The following is a 17,014-nucleotide window of genomic DNA, read 5'->3' as shown; positions in this document are numbered from 1 at the left end:
CATGTCATTCCGAAACTGAGAAAGTCGTTCGGGAAGCAGATAGAGAATTTACCAATGAGCGATAATATGCAACAATTGCAAGACATTATTTACTGGAAGAGAATGGTGCGATGGATCGCCTGACGGCGTTGCAGGTTTTCCGCCAGGTGGCGGAACTGAACAGCTTTGCCGAAGCCGGACGGCGGCTCGGTCTCTCGCCTCCCGCCATCAGCAAGAACATCGCCGAGCTGGAGGCGCATCTGGGGGTGCGGCTCATCAACCGGACAACGCGGCGCATGGCGCTGACCGAAGAGGGCAGGATCTACCTGGAGCATGTCACGCAGGGGCTCGATGCGCTGGCCAGGGCCGACCAGGTGCTCGGCCCGATCAAGACGGCGCCGAGCGGCACGTTGCGGGTCAGCGCGCCGATGACTGTCACGTTGACGCGGCTTTCGGCTGCCATCCCCGCGTTTCTATCGCGCTATCCCGATTTGAAGCTCGATCTGCACCTTGACGACAGGCGCGTCGATATCGTGCGGGAGGGATTTGACCTTGCCATTCGCGGCAGCGACAATCTCGAGGATTCCAGCCTGGTCGCCAGAAAGCTTGCGGTCATGTCGCACGTGCTTTGCGCAGCTCCGTCCTATTTCGAGAAGCATGGCCGGCCCAAAGCGCCTGGCGATTTGAAGGCGGCCAATTGCATCCGGTTCAGCCTCTCGGGGCACGCGGACATATGGGAATTCCGCAAGGACGGCCGCACCGAGCGGATCGCCATCGACGGACGATACTCGGTTTCTTCAAGCCTTGCCGTGCGCGATGCGTTGCGTGCCGGCTTCGGCGTCAGCCTGATCCCCTATCCCTATGTCGAGAGCGACCTGAAAGCAGGCCGGCTGCAATCGGCTCTGGATGACTGGGACAAGGTCGAAACCACGCTCTACGCGGTCTATCCGGCACGGCAGCATCTTGCCCCGAAAATCCGCGTCTTCCTTGATTTCCTGATCGAGGAATTCAGCCGGGACAAGGAGAAGCCGTTCGTGCCTCTCCGGCGTGAAGGCTCGGCAAAGCGCGGTGTCGGCGAGGCGACGGAGGCGGAAAATCAAACTGAGATATTGCCGTCGATCTCATCTCCTTGACACGCCTCCAAATCCGGACTTTGTGGAGCCATGCAGGACGCGAAGCCGAATAAGGGAAAGACAGCGGCCGAGGCGTTCGCCGAACGCACGAGCGGTATTCGCCGGGCCGATGCGGCGCGCATGCCGGGGTCGAGCGTGCATGCGTCGCTCGCCAACGAGATCGGGCTGAGGATCGTGCGCGGCGACTATCCGCCGGGAACCATCCTGCCCAACGAAGCCAAATGGTCAGAGACCTTCGACGTCAGCCGCTCGGCGGTGCGCGAGGCCATAAAAATGCTGATGGCCAAGAGCCTGCTGTCGTCACGTCCCAAAATCGGCAGCTGGGTCGAGCCGAAGGAACGCTGGAACCTGCTCGATCGCGACGTGCTGGCCTGGTACGCGACCTCGCCGGACCGCGAGGTGTTCCTCCGGACCGTGCAGGAGTTCCGCCACATCATCGAGCCGGAGGCCAGCGCCTTTGCCGCGATGCGGCGCACCGACGAGCAGATGGCCGAGATCAGCCAGGCCTGCCGCGAGATGGGTGAGGCGACCAACCTGCAGGAGCGGACGCGCGCCGACACGCGGTTTCATCTCGCCATCCTGCGGGCCTCGGGCAACGATCTGCTGGTGCCGCTCGGCGTGCTGATCGAATCGGCATTCGATCATCTGTTTGCTTATACCACGCGGGAACTCGACGATTTGCAGCATGCGCAGAGGCTGCATGAGGCAATCGAGAAGAGCATCCGTCTGCAGCGGCCGGACGCGGCGCGCAATGCGGTGCGCAAGCTGCTGGCCAATACCGACAGCGTCATCAAGTCCAGGTAGCCGCCGCCATATATTCAAACAGTCGGATTGTATCGGTGCGGCAGCCGAAGGTGCGCGCTCGGCCGAAATGTTTGCCGGCCGGGCCCGGCACGAATGGTTCCCGTCAATCGATGTGAAATGGGTCTGTTTGACGGACCGGCTGCCGACTAGCTTCCAGATGCGCAAGTCGCTTGGGTCGACCTTAACAACAAGCATAGGGGAAATCGGCATGAGCATGAAAAATGGGCTATCGAAAATTGGCTTCCACGTCAGCCGGGTTGTCGCCATTTCGGCGGTGGCCTTGCTGCCGGTCTTCGGCGCGGCGGCCATGGCGCAGGACAAGGATATCTCGATCTACTTTGTCGGCTGTGCCGCACCGACGGGCTTTCATGGCTATCTGGCACGCGGCGCCGAGGAGGCCGGCAAAAACCTCGGCGTGAAGGTCACCTATATTTTCCCGGATCAGCTTACCATTCCAAACCAGGTGCAGAAGATCGAGGAGGCGATCGCCGCCCAGGCCAACGGCATCGCCATTTGCGCCTTCGCCGAGGATTCGTCCTATGCCGATGTCGCCGCGCGCGCCAAGGAAGCCGGCATTGCCTTCGGCAGCGCCGCCGCGCCGCCGTCCGGCTCGCAAGTGCGCGATCCCAACGATTTCTTCCTGTTCCGCACGGGATCTGATGAAGCGGCGGCGGGCAAGTTGACGGCGCAGCGACTGGTCTCGATGGGCGTCAAGGGCCGCGTCGTGGTCGCCAATCAACAGCCGGGCGACGCGAGCTGCCAGCTCAGGGCGACGTCGCAGATCGATGAGCTCAAGAAGGCCGGCATCGAGGCCGACTTCCTCGAACTGACCATGGATCCGGGCCAGCAGGCGGAAGCGCTGTCAAATTACCTGCGCGTGCACCCCGATACGGCCGCGGCCACGAGCACATGCGACGTGATCGACGGTTTCCTCTCCGCCAAGGCAGACAGCGGCCGGGACGACCTGGTGCTCACCGGCTACGACATCGTCGCGCAATCGCTCGATGCGATAAAGGATGGCCGGCAGGCGTTCACCATCGACCAGCAGCAGTTCTGGCGCGGCTACATGCCTGTGCTGCTCCTGACCCACTACCTGAAATACGGCCTGATCGAAGGTAACTACTTCCTGACCGGTCCGACGGTCGTCGACAAGGACAATGTGGAGCGCGTCTCGGCATTGGTGAAGGAGGGCTATCGCTGATGCACGCCGCCCAAAAGTCCATCAGTGGTTTTTGGACGACAGCAAAAACCTAGCACGCGTCCAGGACGGGCGGCCAAGCCGCCCGTTCGCCATCTTCGTGGCCACTCTTGTATCGGGGTGACGGCATGAACGAACAGCCCGGGCCGAATGCGGCCAACAAGCCTTCCTCCCGTGTGGTCGCCGGCGAGGCGCTGAGACGGCTGATGCTGCGGCCGGAGGCGACGTCGATCGCGGCCGTCGTCATCCTGTTCCTGGTCTTCACCGCGCTCAGCCCGCAGCTTTTCCCCACCAGGCTGTCCTACATCAGCATCATGGCCGTCGCGGCCGAACTCGGTATCGTCAGCGTCGGCGTCACGCTGCTGATGATCGGCGGTCACTTCGACTTGTCGGTGGGCGCGGTGCTCGGACTCACCTCGTTCGTCTGCGTGGTGCTGATGCGCGACTTCGGCCTGCCACCGATCGTCGCCGCGCCGGTCGCGGTGGCCGTCGGAGCCGCGCTTGGCTGGGCCAACGGCATGATCGTGGTCAGGTTCCGCATCCATTCCTTCGTCGTGACGCTCGGCACCATGCTGATCTGGCGCGGCATACTGATCGCGCTGACCGGCGGCTTTCCGATGACGGTCGCCATTCCGCCTGGATTCAAGGCCATAATGGCGGGTCCGCTGCTTGCCGGCTTTCGTATGTCGATGCTGTGGTTCCTGGCAATCGGGCTGGCAGGCACCTTCCTGCTGGCGCGCACCAGGTTCGGCAACTGGATCCAGGCACGTGGCCAGAACGAACAGGCGGCGCGCAATCTCGGCGTACCGGTGGACCGCGTCACCGTCATCCTGTTCATGATCACATCCGCGCTGGCAGCCATCGCCGGCGTCATCCAGGTTGCCCGCTTTTCTTCCGTCGACGCATTGCGCGGCGAGGGCATCGAACTGCAGGCGGTAGCCGTTACCGTTATCGGCGGGACGCTGCTGGCCGGCGGCTACGGCAGCGTCATCGGCACCATTCTCGGAGCCGTCACCTTCGGCATGATCCAGGTCGGCCTGGTGCTGGCAGGCGCTCCCGGCCATTTCTTCCGCACGCTCACCGGCGTCATTGTCGTCGGCGCGGTCATCCTCAATACCTCGGTGGCGCGCCGCATCGCCAAATCCAGGCCGATGGGCGGCTTCAAGCGCGACAGCAGTGCTGCCGACGCGGCGATTGCCGGCAACGCCGCAACGGCGGAGATACGGCCCGCCGGCAGCCTGGCGAAGGAGAAGACGCGATGAGCGAGCCGTCTGGCCTGGATGCCCAGCGCGGGGCCCGGCTGCCGGCCGGCAGCGGCTCCGACGACCTGACCCTTCGCCGTCCTCCGGTCGAGCCGGTCGCTGCCGGCGCGGTGCCGGTGATCGAGGCTGTCAACCTGTCGAAAGGGTTCGGCGCCACCACCGCGCTGGTCGACGTGTCGCTAAGCGCCTATGCCGGACGCATCCTGGCGCTGCTGGGCGACAACGGCGCCGGCAAATCGACCTTGATCAAGATCCTGTCCGGCGTCTTCCCGCCGGACAGGGGAGAATTGCGCTTCAACGGCGAGAAGGTGGCTTTCGCCAACCCGGCTCAGGCGCGCGAACGCGGCATTGCCACGGTGTTCCAGGACCTTGCCGTCTGCGAATTGCTGTCGGTCACACGCAATGTCGTGCTCGGCCGCGAACCGCTGAAAGGTTTCGGGCCGTTCAAATGGCTCGACATGAAACGCGCCGACGACATGGCGCGCTCGGCGCTGCATCAGCTCGGGGTGCGCTGGGAACGCGGCCTGGACGAACGCGGCGTCAACATTTCCGGCGGCGAACGCCAGTCCCTGGCAATCGCAAGAGCCATGTTCTTCGGATCGTCGCTGCTTGTGCTGGATGAGCCTACGTCGGCTCTGGCCGTGCGTCAGGCAGGCCGGGTGCTCGAGCACATTCTCAGGGCACGCGAGCAGGGCCAGGCGGTCATCCTGATCACCCACAATTTCCGTCACGCGCTCTCGGTGGCCGACGATCTGGTGATTCTGGCGCAGGGGCGCGTGGCGGGCCGGTTCCGGCGTGACGAGATCGAGCTCGACGAATTGACCGACCTCGTTGCCCGTGTCGGGTGAGCTGACAATGCAGCAGGTCAGGAGCAGGAAATGACCGTAAAGACCGCAAGGAAGCGTGTCGTCATCCACGAGGACGACGTCGGCATGAGCCATGGCGCAAATGTCGCGTTTTTCGAACTGTCGAAGTTCGGCACATGCAGTTCCGGTTCGGTGATGGCGCCATGCCCGTGGTTCCCGGAAGCCGCTCAGATCGCCGTCGCCAATCCCGATTTCGACCTCGGCGTGCACTTGACGCTGACCAGCGAGCAGAAGCCGTATCGCTGGCGTCCGCTGACCAACCCGCCCAAATCGGCTGCGATGACTGACGAGTTCGGCTATTTCTGGCCGACCGTACCGCAGGCGCGCAAAGCCCATCCCGATGCGGTGGAAGCGGAACTGCGTGCGCAGATCGAATGCGCCATCGCTGCCGGCATCGACATCACCCATCTCGACGCTCACATGGGCACGGCGCAGATGCCGGAATTCATCGCCATCTATCGCAAGCTCGGCCGGGAATACCGGCTGCCGGCGCTGCTGGTGAAGGACCTGTCGGGCTACAACCCGGCGAGCTATGCCGGTGAGCTGGACATTGCCCGCTACGATGCCGAAATCGTAAAGGCGCAAGCGGCAGGCGAACCGGTGTTCGACATCGTTCTGGAAACGCCCTGGGCGCGCAAGACGGATGCGCAGACGGCCTACCACGCGATGTTTGCCAGAATCCCGGAGGGGTTGAGTTTCCTGTCGCTGCATTTCAACACGGTAGGCGATTTCGAGGCGATCAATCCTCCGGATGCCCATCTGCGGACCGAGGAATACGCGTTGTTCAAGACGGCGCGCGTCAAGGCGTGGATCAGCGAATTCGACATCGAAGTGATCGGCATGCGCGGCATGCGTGATGAACTGCGCGCCGCCAAGATCTGAAAGCCGACGATCTTATGAGGCCAGATGCCGCCGGGTCAGCCCGATCAGCAGCGCCTGGTCGCGGGCGGCGTGTTCGGGTGGGTTGACGACCGCATCGCCATTGACGATCGCTGCCCAGAAGCCACGCATCTCTTCGACGAAGGCTTCGGCGTAACCGGCACGCAAATCTTTCTTCGACAGCGTGTGACCGTCCGAGGTCGTCACCGTCAGCCGGGTCGGATGATGGTTGAGCCAGGGCGAGGGGAATTCGAGCTCGAGGCTGGCATCGTCGAAGAACAGCGTTATCCGCTCCTTGTAGTCGGCGAGCTTGGGCACGATGAGATGCGTCATGGTCCACAGTGCCTGCCCGTCCAGCAGCCTGACGGCGCCGTGGCCGCCGTCGCCATTGGCAAAGATCTGCGCGCCGGCGACCTCGCCGTCCGGCACGCCGAGCGCATCGAGCAGGCCATGTACGGCATTGACATCGTGAATCAAGGCCGAGCTGTAAGCGCCGGTAAATCCACGGAAAGCGAGATCGGTCAGATGCACGCCGACGGCCTCTTCGACCTGGCGCTTCTGCTTTGCGGCGACAGTGGCGACCATGTCTTGTGGGATATCGGTACCGCGCCTGTAGGGCTGATGGGCGATGAACGGCCAGGCGTCGGGATCGTTTACCTCCACCGAGACCGCGCGCAGCGTGCTCGATGTTCCAGGCAGCGAAGCGAGCGCCAGCCGGTAATTCGGGTCGAAGCGCTTCATATAGCCGACCTGAACGATTTTCCTGACGGCATCGCGCGCGGCGATGATCCCGGCGATTTCCGCCAGCGAATAGCAGAGCGGCTTTTCGCAAAAGACATGCAGGCCAACCGCCAGCGCCGCCAGCACCTGTTCGTGATGCAGCGGGTCCGGCGAGCCGATCACCACCGCGTCGAGGCATTGGTCGAAGAGCTGGTCGATCGTTTCGAAATTGGCAATGCCATGGGTGTCGGTGACGAACTGCCGCGAAATTCTGGAGGGATCGGCGACCCCGACCAGCTCGAACAATTCACCAAGGCGCAGCAGATTGGGGATATGCTCGACCTGCGAGATCATGCCGGCGCCGACGACCCCGACGCGTATCCTGCTCATTGGATCATTCCCCGCAATGTCCGATTGTCTGCTCAAGCCGCCGCAGGCGACCGGTTGCCGATCTGGGCGAGCAGGCCGGCAATCTCCGCTTCGACCGCCTTCAGATCCTCACCGCCCGACATGATCGAGATGACCTCGTCGCGCGAGATTTCCGATTTGGCGTAGGTGCCGCGATTGCGGCCGCGGTTGAGCAGCGTGAAGGTGTCTCCGACCGGATAGGCATGGTGGATGTTGTGGCTGATGAAGATCACGGCCAAACCCCGCATGCGTGCTTCGATGATGAACTTCAGCACCATCGCCGCCTGGTGGACGCCGAGTGCGGAAGTCGGCTCGTCGAGGATCAGCACGCGCGCGCCAAAATGCACGGCGCGGGCGATCGCCACCGACTGGCGCTCGCCGCCCGACAGCGTGCCGACGGCCTGCGTCGGATCGCGCACGTCAATGCCGATATCGGCCATCGCCTGCCTGGCAATGGTGTTGGCGCGCTCCTTGTCGATGCGCGAGAAGGGCAGGCTGCTTTTGGTCGGCTCGCGGCCGAGGAAGAAGTTACGGGTGATCGACATCAGCGAGATCATGCCGAGGTCCTGGAACACCGTTGCCACACCGAGCTCCTGCGCGTCGCGCGGGCTGCGGAAGGTGACCGGCTTGCCGTCGACCAGGATTTCGCCCTTGCTCGGCCGATAGACGCCGGACAAAACCTTGATCAGCGTCGACTTGCCGGCGCCGTTGTCGCCGAGCAGGCAGTGGACCTCGCCCGGATAGACCTTGATGTCGATGTCCTGGAGGGCACGCACCGAGCCGAAATTGACGCTGACGCCGCGCAGTTCCATTGCCGGTTCGGTCATTTCGGCCGGTTCGGTCATTTGCCGCCTCCGCGGCCGAGCGCCTTCAGCCTGATGTAGTTGTTGACCAGCACGGCCATCAGGATGACGATGCCGAGGAAGACCTTGAACCAGTCGGTGTCGATGCCGGTGTAGAAGATGCCCATCTGCACCAGCCCGAAGATCAGCGCGCCGAACAGCACGCCATAGACGGTGCCGTAGCCGCCGGTGAGCAGCACGCCGCCGATGACGGCGGCGATGATCGCCTCGAATTCCTTGAGCAGGCCGCGCGTGGTGTCGGCGGAGCCCGCCTCCATCACCTGGATGGTGGCAAGCAGCGTCGCCGCGCAGGCGGTGTAGACGAACAGGCTGATCTTGACGCGATCGACCGGCACGCCGACGTTGCGGGCTGCTATCAGGTCGCCGCCGGTGGCGAAGATCCAGTTGCCGTATTTCGTCTGGGTGAGCACGTAGCCGGCCAGCGCCGTCAGGCCGAGCCACCAGACGATCGACATCGGAATGCCGGCGACGAACGGTATGCCGTCGCTGCGGGTGGCGATCCAGCCTTGCGCGCCCATCCAGTGGAATAGGCCGGTGAGCAGATGGCCGTTGAAAATGCCGGCCGTCGCCGGGTCCGGCGCGCCTTCGAGGATGTAGGGGATCTGCGTGCGGCCGGTGACGGCGCGGGTGATGCCGATCGACAGTCCGCGCAGGATATAGAGGGTGGCGAGCGTGACGATGAACGAGGGCAGGCGCGTCTTCACCACGATCAGGCCGTTGAGATAGCCGGTGAGGATGGCAACGGCGAAGGCGCAGGCGATGCCGCCCCATAGCGGCAGGCCCCAGTACTTCACCGTCAGCCCGATGACGACACCGGCAAAGCCGACCATGGAGCCGACCGAAAGATCGAACTCGCCGGCGATGATGAGGAGTGCTGCCGCGGTGGCGACGATGCCGAGCTCCGCCGACAGCGTCAGGAAGGTCATCGATCCCTGCAGCGAATAGAGGTTTGCCGCGCCCGGCAGCAGCGCAAAGATGATGATCGTCGCAAGCAGCCCACCGGCGGCACCGGCTTCCGGCCGGCGCAGCCACTGGGTCAGCTTGCCGGTGCTGGCCAGCCGCTCGTCGGCGCCGGCGGCCCGCTTCGACGTCATGCCGAAGCGGTCGGTCGCCTTCAGTTCGCCCGGAGATATAGCCTTGTCTTCCACGACCGCCATTAGGCTCTCCAATCGCTCAATTCGCAATCTTCGAACGGATCGGGAGTGCGCTTGGCGCATTCTCCCGTTCCGTCGGAGCGCTTGCTTAGCGGATGCCCTCTTTGGCGAGCGCCAGGATCGCCTTGGCTTTTTCCGGCGAATCGATGAACAGCGGTCCGGTATAGGCGTTGTTCTGCGGCCAAAAGCCGTGCGTCGCTTGCTCGACCAGATAGATCACCGGCAGATAGCCCATCAGATATTGCTGGGCATCCATGCCGAAGCCCATTTCGCCGGCGACGACAGAGTCGAGGACCTCCGGGCTGATGTCGAATGTGTAGAGCTTGAGCTTGCCGAACAGTTCCTTGTCGCGGAACATCGGGATCAGCGGGTTGGCGGCGGTGGCGCCGAGCGCAAAGACGGCCTGCGTGTCGGGATGCGCCGACAGATAGGCTTCCGTGCGGCGCTGGATGTCTGCGGGATCGGGCGCCACGGCCAGAACCTCGGTGCCGCCGCCGGAGGGCTTCAGCCCGTCATTGAGGCCCTGGCAGCGCTGGTCGAGGCTGACATTGCCGACCTCGTGGTTGATGCAGACGACCTTGAGCGTGCCTTCCTTGGCCAGCCGCTCGCCGGCCTTCTTGCCGGAATCATATTCGGAAACGGTGCCGACATAGAGCGTCGTGCCGAGCTCGGCGCCTTCCTTTTCGCCGGAATCCAGAACCACCATGGGAATATTGGCGGCAAGCCCGGATTTGACCGATTTGCCGAGCGCATTGGCGTCGGCGATGGAGACGGCGATACCGTCCGGCTTGGTGGCGATGGCGGCGTCGAGAAGCCGGGCCTGCTCGACCACGTCGAAGACCTGCGGCGCGTAATATTCGACCTTGGCACCGGTAAGGGCGGCCGCGTCATCGACGCCGCGCTTGACCACCGACCAATAGGGATCGGACGCCGACCCATGCACTACGAAGGTGATGCGGACGTCCTTCGGATCCTTCAGGCCCGCGGCATGCGCGATACCCGTCACCAGGCCCGCCGAAACGAAGGCGCCCAATGCCACTTTCAGAAGAGTTTTCATCTTATTCTCCCATTTGTCGTTGCAGTTCCAATCCCTCTGGCGCCGTTTTCCGGCCGCGACGATCGGCTCACGTTGCGGATCGGGTGGCCGCTTTGCGGGCCTTTGCCGACGCCGATCGCTGTTCGTCCGCGGTGTTGCCGCGGGCTGTTGTTGATGATCGCCCGGCCGAGAGCGCTGCGCGAAGCTCCTCGCGCAACGGCTTCATGCCGATGACGTCGATCGGCTGTGCGGCGAGCCAGTCGCGAAAGCCCTGGTCGCGGAACAGCTCGTACTCTTCGGTGCGGATATAGGCGGAGCGCGGCTCGATCAGCTCGAGTTCACCGGGCGCGTTGCAATGCAGGCAAAAGAAGGTCAGGCCGTCGCGCACACCGTCGATGAGCGCTTTGTAAGCCGGCTCGATCGGCCTGGAGCGCGGCCGGCCCCAGGTCGTCTGGATGGCGGCGTCGAAAATGGCAAAGCCGCCGGCACGGGCCAGCGCCACGCCGCGCTGGAACGCCTCCTCGGTGACGCCGACCAGATTGTCGTTGGGGGAATAGGCGGACAGCGTCTTGGTCAGCAGCACCGGCAGCTGATATTCGAGCCCGAGCTTGATGTAGATGTTGCAGAATTCCGGCGACAATGCCGCTCCCATATGCGCGTCGAGGTGGGTGACGTCGATGCCGCCGCGATAGGCGGTGTCGATCTGGGCGCGAAGCTCGGCCTCGACCGCCTGCGGCACCGCCTTGCGGCGCGTGGTCGCCACATCCGGCCAGAAGAAGCCGAACTCGTCGGTCAGGCCGGCCGCCCGCGACGGCGCGGTCAACGGCCGCCATTTGTAGTGCTGCTTCTCGCTGTTCAGCGTCAGGTGGACGCCAAGGTCGAGGGCAGGGTTGGCGGCGGCGCTTTCGGCCATTTCGAGGAACCACGGGCACGGCACCATCACCGCGCCGGAACTGCAGACACCCAGCCCGCTCAATTCGAGGAAGGCGCTGTTGGCGCCATGGCACATGCCGACATCGTCCTCGTGGAGTACGATCCGTTTGCTGGAGCCGGCGGCGTTCACGAACGGCCGCCTTTCCGCCGGCACGCCGGTTTCGAGGGTCTTCCAAAGTGTGTCCCGTATTTCATGGAACCAACCGTTTGCCCAACTGGCCGGAATGGAACGCCGAAACCTGCCTTTCCGACAGGGCCACTTTGGCGAATTCGGATGGGTACAATTTGCCTGCCGGCTGAGACACTTAGCTGCCGATTCCCCCAATCACGGTTCAAAACCAGTCATAGGAACCGTCTTCCGGGCGCAGATGGCTTGGTCGAATAGCGGCGGAGTGGTTCTTTCAAACCGTGCCGACAAGCCTACAGCTGTCCACACCATCAAGCGACCACATTATCAAGTGACCCACACTATCAAGTGACTGGAGGCCTGTCATGTACACCGCCGGCGAAGAGGAAATCGAAGCCATTGCCAGGGTGATCCGCTCGGGCGCGCTGTTTCGTTACGGCAGGGACAGCGAATGCGACCGTTTCGAGGCCCGCTATGCGCAGCATCTTGGCGTCGAGCATTTCGCGCTGGCCGCCAGCGGCACCTATGGGCTCGCCGCCGGCCTGATCGGCCTCGGCATCGGCCCGGGGGACGAAGTACTGGTGCCCGCGCACACCTATATGGCGACCGCGACCGCGGTGCTGTCGGTCGGGGCCATTCCCGTCATCGTCGACATCGACGAGAGCCTGACCATCGATCCCACCGCCCTGCGCGATGCCATCGGGCCGCGCACCAGGGCGGTCATCCCGGTGCATATGTGGGGCGCGGCCTGCAACATGAATGCGATCATGGACATTGCTGCCAAGCGCGGCTTGCTGGTGCTGGAGGATGTCTGCCAAGGCATCGGCGGCGGCTATGAGGGCCGCAAGCTCGGCTCGATCGGCCATGCCGGCGCTTATTCCTTCAACTACTTCAAGAACATGACCTCGGGCGAGGGCGGCGGTATCGCCACCAGCGACCCGAAAGTGGCGGAACGGGCGCGCTGCGCAATCGACCCTTGCCATTTCTACTGGCAGGGCAGAAGCGACAGCATCAAACCCTTCGCCGGCATCGGCGCGCGTGCTTCCGAACTGATGGGGGCGATGCTCAACGTCCAACTCGACCGGCTGGACGGCATCATCGAGGCGATGCGAGCCGAGAAGAAGACGGTGCTGGCCGGTACCCACCACCTTAGCAATCTTGGGCTGACGCCGTCGCCGATGAACAGCGCGGACGACGATTGTGCCGCACAGGTGATGTACCTGCTGCCGAGCGAGCAGGCGGCGCAGACTTTTTCGAAGACCATTCCGAGCGTCATTGCCGGCAAGACCGGCCGTCACAATTTCACCCAGTGGGACCAGGTGCTGATGCATGAAGGGGCGCATCACCCGGCGCTCAATCCTTACGCACTGCCCGAGAACCAGGGCCTGCGGCTGGATTATCCCGACGACCTCGGCAAGCGCTCGCTCGACATCCTCAACCGCACCGTGATGGTCGCCATGAACCCGGCGCACAGCGATACCGACATTCAGGACATGATCCACAACATCGACGCGGCGGCGCGGGTGGCGCTGGAGAATGCTTCGCTCGATGATATCGAATTGCGCAAGGCGGCACCGGTTGATCTGCAGAAGTTCGACAGTGTGAACTAGACCAGATCCGGCGCGGTTTGCTCCCCTGCGGTCGAGTTCCTTGTCCGGTGGCCGGCCGAGGATTCCGGCCGGCATAACCGGCCGCCAAAAAATCCGCGGGCCCGTGTCGGATAGGCCGGGCTCCGCTCGTCCTAGGGGGCATCGATCACCAACACGGAGGATTAACGATATGCCCGGCACCGTACGGCTGCACCGCGTTCTGACAACCAGCTCGGAGAAAGTCTACCGCGCGTTCCTTGAAGCGGATGCACTTGCGAAATGGCTTCCGCCGAACGGCTTCACCTGCACGGTTCATCACTTCGAGGCGAAAGTCGGCGGTGCGTTCAAAATGTCCTTCCGCAACTTCACCACCGGCGACAGCCACTCGTTCGGCGGCGAATATGTCGAGCTCGTGCCCAATGAGCGACTGCGTTACACCGACCGGTTCGACGACCCCAACCTGGCCGGCGAGATCGAGGTGACCGTGACATTGAAGAAAGTGTCGGTCGGCACCGAAGTGAATATCACGCAGGCAGGTATCCCAGACGCCATCCCGGTTGAGGCCTGCTATCTCGGCTGGCAGGAGTCGCTGCGAAATCTGGCGAAGCTCGTTGAACCCGAGATCAACCAGTAAGGTAAAGCGCTGCGCTGTCGGGTTGGCGTCGCTAACCGGAAACCCAGGGATGACGCCGGTCTTCCCACCCAACATGCGCCGGGGCCGGAAAGGCGGGATCGGCGAAGCAGCCGACCGCGACGGCGATCCATTCAGGCTTTCGCTCGGGCTCCCAGAAGACGCTCGAGCCGCAGCCCGGGCAGAAATGGAAAGTGACATGGTGGCCGCTCCGAGCTGATCGCCTGTAGGTACTGGCGTCGCCTTCGGCTTCTACCTTGTCGCGCGCAAAGAAGGCGGCGACGCCGTATGTGCTGCCGGTCCGTTTCTGGCAGTCGAGGCAGTGGCACTGTGCGACCAGCTGCGGCTCTCCGTTACAGGAGATCCTCAGTTGCCCGCAGGCACAGGATGCGGTTCTCATGGCAATCCTCATGGTTCAGATGAATGCGTTGCCCGCCAATACCGGCGGTGGGCATGCTTCTGGTTTTCGGGGAGGTTCGGCCTTGGGAAGCGCGCTTTGCGCGAACGCCGAAAACAAGGACCGACGCCCCATATTCCTAATCACTGCGGGCGACCGACTCAACCCCGCGGTGAACGAGATGGAGAGCCTGGCTCTAGCTTCTATCCAATCTTAGGAACGCGGCGCGCAACGCCAGAACGGCGCGCAGGATCTGACGTTCGTCCATCGCCGCATAGCCGAGCAGCAGGCCGTGCTCGGGCTCAGTGGAATGATAGTTGATGGAGATGCCCTGAACGTCGAGCCCCTCCTTGAGGGCGGCGGCGACCACGTCGCTGTCCTTATAGGGCCTGACGAAGCTCGCCAGCAGCTGCATGCCGGAATCGTTTTCCGTGACGATCAGCCATTCGGCCAGATGCTCCTGGCACAGCTTGACGAAGTTCGCCTGCCGGCGCGCGTAGAGCCGGCGCATGCGCTTGAGGTGCGTGGCGAAATAGCCCTGCATGATGAAGTCGTTGACCGTTGCCTGCAGGATCAGCGGCGCGAACTGGCCGGTGATGCTCACCGCCCGGTCGAACGGAACCGACAATTCGCGCGGCACGATCAGATAACCGATGCGCAGCGCCGGGATCAGCGTCTTGCCGAAGCTGCCGATATAGACGACGCGGTCGGCATGATCGAGCCCGCGCAGGGCCGGCACCGGCCGGCCGCGGAACCGGTATTCGCCGTCATAGTCATCCTCGACGATCCAGGCGCCGTTGCGTTCGGCGATGTCGAGCAACTGCAATCGCTCCTCGATGCGCATGATTGTGCCGAACGGCCATTGGCAGGATGGCGTCACATAGATCAGCCGCGGCGGCGGCAGCTCCGGATCGGCAAGATGCCAGCCGCGCCGGTCGACCTTCAACGGTGCCAGCCTGGCGCCGCTGGCGAGAAAGGCGCTCTTGGCGCCGAGATAGCCGGGCTCCTCCATCCAGACATGGTCGCCTTCGTCCATCAGCACGCGCGAGACGAGATCGAGTGCTGCCTGCGCGCCGGTGACGATGATCACCTGGTCGGCGGTGCAGCTGATGCCGCGCGACAGGCCGATGGTCGAGGCAATGGCCTGACGCAGGCCGGGGTGGCCGGCAAAGGAGAGATAACCAAGCAGGCTCTCGTCGCGGCTGCGTGCATTGCGCACCAGAAGGCTTGACCAGATGGTGAACGGAAACGACGCCGTTTCAGGCACGCCGGGATGGAAATTGATGACGCCGGCATTACGCGGCGGTTGCGGGCCGTTGACGATGGTCTGGCCACGCCGCGACAGCTTTTGCGGCGCTGCCAGTCCGGCGCGCAGGGATGCCAAGGGGCGGTTCTGCTGGATCGGCGCCACCCAGGTGCCCGATCCGGCGCGCGCCTCGATAAAACCTTCGGCAAGGAGCTGGTCATAGGCGGCGATGACCGTGTTGCGCCCGACCTTCAGATCTTCGGCCAGCGAGCGCGTCGACGGCAGCAGCGTGTTCTGCGGGATCTGGCCGTCAAGGATGAAGCGTCGCAAGGCGCCGTAGATCTGCCGATGCATCGGTTCTTCCGAAGCGCGGTCGACCGACATGATGTCGAGGGAAAGGCGCATGTGGTCGGCCACGGCACTATCCCCCGACGAACCGGGCGGCGCGGGCGATCTTTTCCTCGTTGAGCCGGCAGACGGTGTCGAGCACCAGTCGCCTGGTTTCGGGGCGGATCTCGCGGCTGTTCTTCAGCGCGCGATGCACGGTGGCGGCGCCAAGTTCCGCCTTCTCGGCAATCTCGCGGATGGTGCAAAGCCGTTCCATGCCAAGCGCAGCTTCGAAAGCCATGTCGCTCCTCCTCGGTTGCATCAAGGCACGGCTTCCGGTCGGCCTCAAGCTTGAAAGTCGGGGTTTGCAATCCAGAGCCGGGATTCTGCGATCCGCGCCGCGCAGGGAGCAAGGCGGCGCGGATCGCCGGGCGCTTTCGCGTCGCTAACCCCATCGAGGCGCGCGCCCATCGTGTTCCCCCGGCTCGCAAATGCGGGCCGGTCAGTTTGCCTGCCGCGTCGCCACTTCGAAGCCGGCCTCGCGGGCGGTGGCGAGCAGCGAGAAATAGCCCTTGCTGGCATAGGTCAGCGGATGCGCCTTGGCCGGATCCTGCTCGGCCTCGACAACGAGCCAACCTTCATAGCCGCGCGCGGCGAGGGGCTTCAGCAATGACAGGAAATCGACCGAGCCGTCGCCGGGCACGGTAAAAATGCCGTCGATTACCGCCGCCATGAAGCTCATGTCCTCGCGGCGTGCCCGTTCCAGCATCGCCCTGCGAACATCCTTGCAATGGAAATGCACGATGCGGTCGAGATGCCGTTGCAACAGCGATTGCGGGTCGCCGCCCGAAAACAGGCAGTGGCCGGTATCGAACAACAGGCCGACGCTTCGGCCCGTCGCCGCCATCAGCCTGTCGACTTCATCGTCCGTCTCGACGATGGTGCCCATGTGGTGGTGGAAGGCCATGCCGACCCCGAATGCAGCCATGCGGTCGGCGAGGGCGGTCAGTTTCTTGCCATAGGACGGCCAGTCCCTGTCGGCGAGGCGCGGACGCTCGGAGATCGGTGCGAAAATGCCGTCATGGCGACCGCGCGAGGTGTCGGCGTAGACGACGATCCTGGCGCCAAGGTCTCGCAACAGCTGAAGATGTGGGGTGATCGCCGCGAATTCCTCGTCGACCGTGCGGTCGAGAATGCGGCCATCATACCAGCCGGAGACGAGTTCCAGGCCATAGGAAGACAGGAGCGGCCCAAGCACTTCAGCCTGGCGCGGAAATTTGCCACCGAGTTCGGTGCCGCGGTAGCCGGCCAGCGCCGTTTCCGACAGGCAGGTCTCCAAGGACGTATCCCCGCCAAGCGCCGGAACGTCGTCATTGCTCCAGGTGATGGGATTGATGCCGATCTTGACCGTCATGACGCCAGGCTTTTGCGGGCTTGGGAAGACAAGCCGAGCCTGCAGACT

Annotated in this window: 17 protein-coding genes; 8 read left to right on the top strand and 9 right to left on the bottom strand. The window is 63.8% G+C overall.

Annotated features, from left to right (window positions below; all coding sequences use genetic code 11):
* Positions 1–110: 110 nt before the first annotated feature.
* From NKI41_RS20325 to NKI41_RS20300, 6 genes are all read left to right on the top strand, one after another.
* Positions 111–1,112, top strand: coding sequence for a LysR family transcriptional regulator (locus NKI41_RS20325; RefSeq protein WP_352684777.1), 1,002 nt, complete (start codon positions 111–113; stop codon positions 1,110–1,112).
* A gap of 30 nt (positions 1,113–1,142) precedes the next feature.
* A complete protein-coding gene (locus tag NKI41_RS20320) occupies positions 1,143–1,916 on the top strand; it encodes a FadR/GntR family transcriptional regulator (RefSeq protein ID WP_352453268.1) in 774 nt (257 codons plus the stop codon).
* Positions 1,917–2,124: 208 nt separating this feature from the next.
* On the top strand, positions 2,125–3,117 hold the full coding sequence (locus NKI41_RS20315; RefSeq protein WP_352542459.1) for a substrate-binding domain-containing protein: 993 nt from the start codon (positions 2,125–2,127) through the stop codon (positions 3,115–3,117).
* Positions 3,118–3,242: 125 nt separating this feature from the next.
* Complete coding sequence (locus tag NKI41_RS20310) at positions 3,243–4,376, top strand: ABC transporter permease (protein ID WP_352684775.1); 1,134 nt, start codon at positions 3,243–3,245, stop codon at positions 4,374–4,376.
* Complete coding sequence (locus NKI41_RS20305; protein ID WP_352684773.1) at positions 4,373–5,224, top strand: ATP-binding cassette domain-containing protein; 852 nt, start codon at positions 4,373–4,375, stop codon at positions 5,222–5,224. Before NKI41_RS20310 ends, NKI41_RS20305 begins: the two co-directional genes overlap by 4 nt.
* A 30-nt stretch (positions 5,225–5,254) precedes the next feature.
* Positions 5,255–6,124, top strand: a complete 870-nt coding sequence (locus NKI41_RS20300; RefSeq protein ID WP_352503161.1) for a polysaccharide deacetylase family protein — start codon at positions 5,255–5,257, stop codon at positions 6,122–6,124.
* Positions 6,125–6,136: 12 nt separating this feature from the next.
* On the opposite strand, the gene NKI41_RS20295 is transcribed toward NKI41_RS20300, so the two are convergent.
* The 5 genes from NKI41_RS20295 to NKI41_RS20275 all read right to left on the bottom strand — a co-directional run bounded on the left by NKI41_RS20295 (position 6,137) and on the right by NKI41_RS20275 (position 11,365).
* Entirely contained in the window at positions 6,137–7,231 is a 1,095-nt protein-coding gene (locus NKI41_RS20295; protein ID WP_352684771.1) for a Gfo/Idh/MocA family protein, read from the bottom strand.
* Positions 7,232–7,263: 32 nt separating this feature from the next.
* Positions 7,264–8,076, bottom strand: a complete 813-nt coding sequence (locus NKI41_RS20290) for an ATP-binding cassette domain-containing protein (RefSeq protein WP_352684808.1) — start codon at positions 8,074–8,076, stop codon at positions 7,264–7,266.
* A 14-nt stretch (positions 8,077–8,090) separates the two neighbouring features.
* On the bottom strand, positions 8,091–9,206 hold the full coding sequence (locus NKI41_RS20285) for an ABC transporter permease (RefSeq protein WP_352456268.1): 1,116 nt from the start codon (positions 9,204–9,206) through the stop codon (positions 8,091–8,093).
* Between the two features lie 148 nt (positions 9,207–9,354).
* Entirely contained in the window at positions 9,355–10,323 is a 969-nt protein-coding gene (locus tag NKI41_RS20280; protein WP_352684769.1) for a rhizopine catabolism ABC transporter substrate-binding protein, read from the bottom strand.
* Between the two features lie 67 nt (positions 10,324–10,390).
* Positions 10,391–11,365, bottom strand: coding sequence for a polysaccharide deacetylase family protein (locus tag NKI41_RS20275; protein ID WP_352684767.1), 975 nt, complete (start codon positions 11,363–11,365; stop codon positions 10,391–10,393).
* A gap of 362 nt (positions 11,366–11,727) precedes the next feature.
* Between NKI41_RS20275 and NKI41_RS20270 the strand changes: the two genes are divergently transcribed.
* Complete coding sequence (locus NKI41_RS20270) at positions 11,728–12,972, top strand: DegT/DnrJ/EryC1/StrS family aminotransferase (RefSeq protein ID WP_352684765.1); 1,245 nt, start codon at positions 11,728–11,730, stop codon at positions 12,970–12,972.
* Between the two features lie 169 nt (positions 12,973–13,141).
* Positions 13,142–13,585 (top strand): SRPBCC family protein, encoded by a 444-nt coding sequence (locus NKI41_RS20265; RefSeq protein WP_352465254.1) that lies wholly within the window; start codon positions 13,142–13,144, stop codon positions 13,583–13,585.
* 31 nt (positions 13,586–13,616) lie between these two features.
* On the opposite strand, the gene NKI41_RS20260 is transcribed toward NKI41_RS20265, so the two are convergent.
* From NKI41_RS20260 to iolE, 4 genes are all read right to left on the bottom strand, one after another.
* On the bottom strand, positions 13,617–13,982 hold the full coding sequence (locus NKI41_RS20260) for a GFA family protein (protein ID WP_352465253.1): 366 nt from the start codon (positions 13,980–13,982) through the stop codon (positions 13,617–13,619).
* Between the two features lie 193 nt (positions 13,983–14,175).
* A complete protein-coding gene (mocR, locus tag NKI41_RS20255) occupies positions 14,176–15,642 on the bottom strand; it encodes a rhizopine catabolism transcriptional regulator MocR (RefSeq protein ID WP_352465252.1) in 1,467 nt (488 codons plus the stop codon).
* 4 nt (positions 15,643–15,646) lie between these two features.
* Complete coding sequence (locus NKI41_RS20250) at positions 15,647–15,853, bottom strand: LacI family DNA-binding transcriptional regulator (RefSeq protein WP_352453276.1); 207 nt, start codon at positions 15,851–15,853, stop codon at positions 15,647–15,649.
* A gap of 201 nt (positions 15,854–16,054) precedes the next feature.
* Complete coding sequence (iolE, locus tag NKI41_RS20245; RefSeq protein WP_352684762.1) at positions 16,055–16,966, bottom strand: myo-inosose-2 dehydratase; 912 nt, start codon at positions 16,964–16,966, stop codon at positions 16,055–16,057.
* Between the last annotated feature and the right edge of the window lie 48 nt (positions 16,967–17,014).

Source organism: Mesorhizobium sp. M0601 (assembly GCF_040320845.1).
Classification (GTDB): Bacteria; Pseudomonadota; Alphaproteobacteria; order Rhizobiales; family Rhizobiaceae; genus Mesorhizobium.
This window is presented reverse-complemented; position numbering and strand designations above follow the sequence as displayed.

Bases quoted from the DNA above. Each gene is read 5' to 3' on its own strand.
- NKI41_RS20325 (WP_352684777.1), top strand. From the start codon at position 111: ATGGATCGCCTGACGGCGTTGCAGGTTTTCCGCCAGGTGGCGGAACTG.
- NKI41_RS20320 (WP_352453268.1), top strand. From the start codon at position 1,143: ATGCAGGACGCGAAGCCGAATAAGGGAAAGACAGCGGCCGAGGCGTTC.
- NKI41_RS20315 (WP_352542459.1), top strand. From the start codon at position 2,125: ATGAGCATGAAAAATGGGCTATCGAAAATTGGCTTCCACGTCAGCCGG.
- NKI41_RS20310 (WP_352684775.1), top strand. From the start codon at position 3,243: ATGAACGAACAGCCCGGGCCGAATGCGGCCAACAAGCCTTCCTCCCGT.
- NKI41_RS20305 (WP_352684773.1), top strand. From the start codon at position 4,373: ATGAGCGAGCCGTCTGGCCTGGATGCCCAGCGCGGGGCCCGGCTGCCG.
- NKI41_RS20300 (WP_352503161.1), top strand. From the start codon at position 5,255: ATGACCGTAAAGACCGCAAGGAAGCGTGTCGTCATCCACGAGGACGAC.
- NKI41_RS20295 (WP_352684771.1), bottom strand. From the start codon at position 7,231: ATGAGCAGGATACGCGTCGGGGTCGTCGGCGCCGGCATGATCTCGCAG.
- NKI41_RS20290 (WP_352684808.1), bottom strand. From the start codon at position 8,076: ATGACCGAACCGGCAATGGAACTGCGCGGCGTCAGCGTCAATTTCGGC.
- NKI41_RS20285 (WP_352456268.1), bottom strand. From the start codon at position 9,206: ATGACGTCGAAGCGGGCCGCCGGCGCCGACGAGCGGCTGGCCAGCACC.
- NKI41_RS20280 (WP_352684769.1), bottom strand. From the start codon at position 10,323: ATGAAAACTCTTCTGAAAGTGGCATTGGGCGCCTTCGTTTCGGCGGGC.
- NKI41_RS20270 (WP_352684765.1), top strand. From the start codon at position 11,728: ATGTACACCGCCGGCGAAGAGGAAATCGAAGCCATTGCCAGGGTGATC.
- NKI41_RS20265 (WP_352465254.1), top strand. From the start codon at position 13,142: ATGCCCGGCACCGTACGGCTGCACCGCGTTCTGACAACCAGCTCGGAG.
- NKI41_RS20260 (WP_352465253.1), bottom strand. From the start codon at position 13,982: ATGAGAACCGCATCCTGTGCCTGCGGGCAACTGAGGATCTCCTGTAAC.
- NKI41_RS20250 (WP_352453276.1), bottom strand. From the start codon at position 15,853: ATGGCTTTCGAAGCTGCGCTTGGCATGGAACGGCTTTGCACCATCCGC.
- iolE (WP_352684762.1), bottom strand. From the start codon at position 16,966: ATGACGGTCAAGATCGGCATCAATCCCATCACCTGGAGCAATGACGAC.